The 5940-nt window shown below is 73.0% G+C and carries 7 protein-coding genes and 1 riboswitch; of the genes, 3 read left to right on the forward strand and 4 right to left on the reverse strand.

The annotated features are described in order from the left end of the window. On the reverse strand, positions 1-486 hold a 486-nt coding region (locus ACFQ87_RS43805), incomplete at its 3' end, for an NAD-dependent epimerase/dehydratase family protein (protein WP_380616630.1). 298 nt (positions 487-784) lie between these two features. Here ACFQ87_RS43805 and ACFQ87_RS43810 point away from each other — a divergent pair. Next, a complete protein-coding gene (locus ACFQ87_RS43810) occupies positions 785-1225 on the forward strand; it encodes a hypothetical protein (RefSeq protein WP_380616631.1) in 441 nt (146 codons plus the stop codon). Positions 1226-1621: 396 nt separating this feature from the next. Here the strand turns inward: ACFQ87_RS43810 and ACFQ87_RS43815 are convergent, their stop codons facing one another. Further along, entirely contained in the window at positions 1622-2281 is a 660-nt protein-coding gene (locus ACFQ87_RS43815) for a LysM peptidoglycan-binding domain-containing protein (RefSeq protein ID WP_380616633.1), read from the reverse strand. Here ACFQ87_RS43815 and ACFQ87_RS43820 point away from each other — a divergent pair. Beyond that, positions 2199-2384, forward strand: coding sequence for a hypothetical protein (locus tag ACFQ87_RS43820; RefSeq protein ID WP_380616634.1), 186 nt, complete (start codon positions 2199-2201; stop codon positions 2382-2384). The genes ACFQ87_RS43815 and ACFQ87_RS43820 overlap by 83 nt on opposite strands. Beyond that, positions 2358-2559, reverse strand: a riboswitch (cyclic di-AMP (ydaO/yuaA leader). Its footprint overlaps the gene before it by 27 nt. Before the next feature lie 268 nt (positions 2560-2827). Here the strand turns inward: ACFQ87_RS43820 and ACFQ87_RS43825 are convergent. Both ACFQ87_RS43825 and ACFQ87_RS43830 read right to left on the reverse strand, forming a co-directional pair. Continuing rightward, entirely contained in the window at positions 2828-3190 is a 363-nt protein-coding gene (locus tag ACFQ87_RS43825; RefSeq protein ID WP_380616636.1) for a hypothetical protein, read from the reverse strand. A 705-nt stretch (positions 3191-3895) separates the two neighbouring features. Next, positions 3896-5110, reverse strand: coding sequence for an MFS transporter (locus ACFQ87_RS43830; protein ID WP_380616638.1), 1215 nt, complete (start codon positions 5108-5110; stop codon positions 3896-3898). Between the two features lie 66 nt (positions 5111-5176). Here ACFQ87_RS43830 and ACFQ87_RS43835 point away from each other — a divergent pair. Continuing rightward, a partial coding sequence (locus tag ACFQ87_RS43835) for an AraC family transcriptional regulator (RefSeq protein WP_380616637.1) occupies positions 5177-5940 on the forward strand: 764 nt, incomplete at its 3' end.

Consider the following 5940-nt stretch of genomic DNA (forward strand, 5'->3'; position numbering starts at 1 on the left):
GGTGTGCGGGGTGTCGGCCTCCGCCTGGGTGGCCTCCCAGGCCCGGGCGATGTCGATGCTGTACCCCCAGGAGGCCGGGGCGCCGGGCTCTCCGCCGCCGATCCGGCCGCTGAGCTCGTCGTTGGGCGCGTCGTAGCGGTGGGCGTACACGGTGGCGGTGCTCATCTGCAGCCAGACGGCGGGCGGGCGGCGGGCCGCGGCGATCGCCTGGCCGACGGCCCGGGTGGAAAGCACCCGGGAGTCCATCATGGCCCGCCGGTTCTGCTCCGTGTAGCGGCAGTTGACGCTACGCCCGGCCAGGTTGACCACCACGTCGCTGCCGTCCACCTCCGCCGCCCAGGACCCGACGCTCCGCCCGTCCCACCCGACCTGGCTGGGCCCGGCGGGTCTGCGGCTGAGGACGACGACCTGGTGTCCGGCGGCCGTCAGGCTGCGGTCGAGCAGGCTCCCGAGCGCGCCGGAGCCGCCGGGAATGACGATCTTCATGAGTTCCCCCTCATCTCCCATCTTCGGCTTCGAGCCTAGCGCGCTAATTGAACACGTTCAAATTTGCCTCGCGGGGCAACCGCCAGCCGCCGACGGCGGACACCGTCGCGCCGGAGATCGCGCCCCGGGTGTTCCGGTCCACGAGGTTTGACGGACCGTTTCCGGTCAGATATGGCGATCGTTCGATCCAGATCTATCGGGGAACTGATCACCGCCGCTAAGGTGCGGCGCGTCCCGTTGTTACGCCCTCCCGTGCCGCTCCGACGGCGGGGAGACGACCGATCGGAACGATGTCGCCGTGACCACGATCCTCCGCCAGCTGATGACCCGCGCCGGAAGGGCGGCCGCGACGGTCGCCGTGCTCGCGGCCGCCCTCGCCGGCACGACGGCCGGCACCGCCTCGGCGGCCGGCGGCTGGAGCTGCTCCGGGGCACCCGTCCCGAACGGCTACGTCATCACCATGTACAACCCCGGCGGCTGCAACAACCACGGCGCATGGTTCCAGCAGCCCGCCCAGAACCGCCTGTGGACCTGCTCCGGCTCGCCGATCGTCTCCGGCTACGTGCTGACGAACTACGACTCCCGAGGCTGCAGCGGCGTCGGCGCCTGGTTCCACGAGCTGGTCCGCAACGGCATCTGGACCTGCCCGTACTCGCCCATCCCGGCCGGCTACCGCAGCACCACCTACGACGCCCGCGGCTGCGGCGGCCTCGGCGCCTGGCTCACCGCCAAGGCCTGAGAAGCGGGGCCCGCCGACGGAGGCGACCCCTTGGTCGCCCCCCCGTGCGGCCACCGACGGCAAGCTCCTGACGCTCGGCCTTCGCACCGGCGACGCGCGTTCTCCGGGCGCCCCGTCGGGTCGCGGGACCCGGGATGCATCCCGCCAGGAACCACACCGACTCGCCTGCCAAGCCCGCTCGGTGCACCCGCCCTCCCGCCGGGCGCACCGCGTGGAGGGGTCAGACCGCGCCGCGGTCCCGTCCGGACCCCGGGTACGCCGACGGCCCGGCTCACGCACCGCGACGTGAACCGGGCCGGTCAGGTGGCCGCTCGGCAGCCCGTCAGCCGCCGTACATCCGGCCGACGGGCGGTACTCGCTCGGACCCATCGGTTCGAAGAGGCCGATCAGGTCCGATCAGTACGCGTTGTGCACCTGCCAGAACGCCCAGGCGGCGTTCGGGCTGCCGTAGACGGTGTTCATGTACTGCAGGGCCCACTTGAGCTGGGTGGCGGGGTTGTTCTGCCAGTCGGAACCGGCCGAGGCCATCTTGTTGCCGGGCAGCGCCTGCGGCAGGCCGTAGGCACCCGAGCTCGGGTTCGTGGCGTGGATGTTCCAGCCGCTCTCGTGGCTGATGATCTGGTCGAACGAGGCCAGTTGGTTCGCCGGGACGATCGAGGCCGCGAGCGCCTGCAGCGCGGCCGGGGTGTTGGCGACCGGAGCGGCCGGGGTCGCGGCCAGCGGGCTGGCGGCGGCCGGCTTGGCCGGAGCCGCGGCAGGCGCCGGGGCGGCCCCGCCCAGGGTCAGGTGCTGGCCAGGGTAGATCTTGCCCGGGCCCTTGGTCAGCACGGACTTGTTGAGGTCGTAGAGCTTCTGCCAGCCACCCTGCACGTGGTGCGCGGTGGCGATCTTGGTGAGGGAGTCACCGCTCTGGACGGTGTAGCCGGCGGGCGCCTGCGGGGCGGCGGCCGGGGCCGAGTGCACCGGGGCGGACTTGACCGGGGCGGACTTGACGGGGGCGGCGTTCGCGGCGGTGGCGGCGACCACCGGGATGCCGGCGCCGACGCCGACGACCACGGCGGCCGCGACGATGCGCTTGACGGAACCGACAGCGAACAGGCTGGGGCGAGCGTTGACGGGCAGCATGAAGAGCGATTCCTCTCACACGCCTGCGAGGTGAGCTGTCGGGTTCGGGCTGGAGTTGCCCGGCCGCACAGAGACGCGGCTTCACCCCTAGCCCCGCCGGAACCAGTCCGGATGAGGCGACTTACCTGTGGGTCCCCCGCTCCTGCCGCGGTGCTTCATGGATGCACGTGCCCGCCCGATCCGGCGGCAGGATTCGGCGTTCCGGAGAGCGGGGTTCGTTTCGTACGGAGACGAACGAGAAGGACCGTAAACGGCACGGAGCCAATAGCACAAGCCCTCGTGAGCTGGGTCACGGTCCGGCCGGATTGTCCGAATGATCCGCAATAGCGCTTGATAACGATTCGGCAACGCCCCTATGAGTGCGTGTCAGCGCGGGCCGCCGCACCCAGTGCGGCGGCCACCGCCCGATGGCGCGCCGTGCGGGTCGCAGGTCCGGGCCGGCGCGCCCGCCCTTTGGCGCGTCGACCTGACCAGTGGTCAGCCCGCCCGCCAGCCCTGCGCGCCGACGCCGTCCGGCACCTCGGCTGCCGGATCGTACGGGGTGCGGGTGTGGACGAAGCCGGCCCGGTCCAGGTGGTCGACCGCGCCGTCGGCCCGGCGCACCACACGCAGCGGCTCGCCCGCGCAGTAGCCGTCCAGCCCGGTCCAGGTCCCGTCCGGCTCGGGCCGGAACCGTGAGGTACGGGCCGCACCGCCCAGCGCTGTGAGCTCCAGCACACGGCCGGCTCGCAGGTGCAGCGCGACCGCGCTGGCGCCCCAGTACCAGGGGCCGGTCTGCGCCAGCAGTTCCTGGTCGGCGTCGGCGAAGGGCCACCAGGGCTCGGGGATCCCGCGGCTCATGCTCGGCGGTGATCGCGATCAGGTCGCGGGCCAGCCGGCCGAGGTTGAGGCCGGCCGTGGTGTTGGCGAGCGTGACGGCCACCACATCGTCCTGCGAGCTGAACAAGAGCGAGACGAGAAAGCCGGGCATCGAGCCGCCGTGGCCGACCAGCAGCCGGCCTTCCACCTGCTGGAGCTGCAGCAGGCCGTAGCCGGCCGACCCTGGGGGTGGGCCCAGGCAGCCGGGCGGGAGATCCGTAGACCGATTGCCGCGCCTGGCCGTCGTCGGCCCCGGCAACCGCGGGAGCGACGAGCCTCACGGCGGCCACCGTCCCCGCCGTGTCCTCGACGTCCAGCAGCAGACCCATCAACGCTTACGCAGCCTCAGGAACATCGGCGCAGGAAGCAAGGTCACTCCCGGCGCGAACCCGTTGCGACCTCGAAGGAGACGAAGCCTCGGCCAAGGCCGCCTCCACCCACTCACCATCTCTGACACAACCAGACAATCTCATGCCTCACGAAGAAGATCGAACCCGGATCGAGGGCGTGTCCAGTGAACGGCTCTTACAAGATTCTCGTAGTCGGTGATCGCTTCAACCGGCGTGTGGTGTCGGCTTGTTGGCGGTGGCAGGCTGGCTGTGTGTGTTGTCACGGTGGGGGACCTGCTGCCGCAGCCGGCCGCGGTGCAGGTCGAGCAAGTGGAGACCAGTGGGGATCTGCTGCGGATCACGGCCCGGACCAGGGATGACGCTCCGGCGGTGTGTCCGGGGTGCGGGCAGTCGCCGCTTCCGTCTCCGGCACCGCAGGCTCCGGCAGGCTGCGGAACAGCGCCCAGCTCAGCACCGGCATCACCACCAGCGGTAGCAGCGCCGTCCGCAGGGAGGTCGCGTCCGCGAGGGCTCCGATCAGCGGGCTGGCCAGGCCGCCGATGCTGACCGTCAGCCCGAGGGTGATCCCGCTCGCGGTGCCGATCCGGCTGGGCAGGTAGTCCTGCCCGAGCGTGACCTGCAGCGAGAACGGCACGTACAGGCCCGCTGAGGTCAGCGCCACGAACAGGTACAGCGCCGGGCCCGGCACCAGCAGCACCCCGGCCACCGCCACCGCCGCGACCAGGTACGACCAGCGCGCCACCGCGACCCGGCCCCACCGGTCCGCCAGCGCCCCGCCCAGCACCGAACCCACCGCGCCGCCCGCGTACAGCACCACCAGCGCCGCGGTGCCGGCCGCCGTCCCGCCGCCGAGGCGCTGGGTGGCGAACAGGGACAGGAAGGTGCTCAGGCCGACGAAGGCGATCGAGCGGCACACCACGGCCAGCGACAGCTTCACGAAGGAGGCCCGGTCGTCCCGGCCCGCCTTCCGCACCGCGCCCTCCCCGGCGGCGCGCCGCCGCGCCAGCTCGCGCAGCACCGGCGGGCACAGCGCGGCGCCCGCCAGGGCCGGCAGCAGGAGCAGCGGGGTCAGCCGCAGCCCGCCGGTCCCGACCACCACGGCGACCAGCAGCGGGGCCGCCGCGAAGCCCAGGTTGCCGCCCAGCGAGAACCAGGCCATCCCCCGGTGGCCGGCCCCGGCGCCCTGCGCGACCGAGCGGGCCACCTGCGCCGATTCTGGGGGGTAGGCGGCCACCCCGACGCCGGACAGCGCCACGCAGGCGAGCGTCGGCCCGTAGGAGCCGCCCACGCCGCTGAGCGCGATGCCCGCGCCGCCCAGCAGTGTGCTGACCGGCAGCAGCCAGGGCAGCGGCCACCGGTCGGTGAGCGCCCCGAACAGCGGCTGCGCCACCGAGGACAGCAGCGAGGCGGCCAGCACCACGCCCGACACGGCGGCGTAGCCGTAGCCGCGCTCGGCCACCAGGAAGGGCACCAGGGCGGCCACCGCACCCTGGTAGACGTCCACGCAGGAGTGTCCGACGGACAGCAGTGCGATCGACGTATTCTGCGACAGCCGTTTCGTCATCCGGACATGCTCGGGCCAGCACATCCTGTCGGACTTCCGATAATCTGCCAGTCAATGTCGAAGATCCGCCACGATCCCGTCGCCCCGACCCGCGCCCAGCTGCTGCCCTCCGGCACCGGGATCGACGCCCACCGCCACGACGACCACCAGATCGCCTACGCCGCCCGGGGCGTGGTCGCGATCACCACCGACGCCGGCTCCTGGGTCGCCCCCGGCAACCGCGCGCTCTGGATCCCGGCCGGCACCATCCACGCCCACCAGGCGCACGGCGAGCTCGAACTCCACCTCGTCGGCCTGCCCGCCACCGACAACCCGCTGGCCCTCGACCGGCCCACCGTCCTCGCCGTCGGCCCGCTGCTGCGCGAGCTGATCATCGCCTACACCCGTCCCCCCGAGGACGACGGCCCCGAACGCGCCCGGCTGCGCGCCGTCCTGCTCGACCAGCTGCGCGCCTCACCCCGACAGCCGCTGCACCTGCCCACCCCGAGCACGCCTCTGCTCCGGTCGCTGTGCGAGCTGCTGCACGCCGACCCGGCCGACCACCGCACCCTCGCCGAACTCGGCCGCGCCGTCGGCGCCAGCGACCGCACCCTCTCCCGGCTCTTCCGCGCCGACCTCGGGATGACCTTCCCCCAGTGGCGCACCCAGCTGCGACTGCACCACGCCCTGGTACTTCTCGCCGAGGGCGTGCCGGTCACCGCCGTAGCGCACCGCTGCGGGTGGGCCTCGGCCAGCGCCTTCATCGACGTCTTCCGCCGCACCTTCGGCCACACCCCGGGCAACGCCGGCCACACCCCGGGCGGCCACCCGGCGCGCTG

The sequence above is a fragment of the Kitasatospora sp. NPDC056531 genome (genome assembly GCF_042794375.1).
In the GTDB taxonomy this organism is placed as follows: domain Bacteria; phylum Actinomycetota; class Actinomycetes; order Streptomycetales; family Streptomycetaceae; genus Kitasatospora.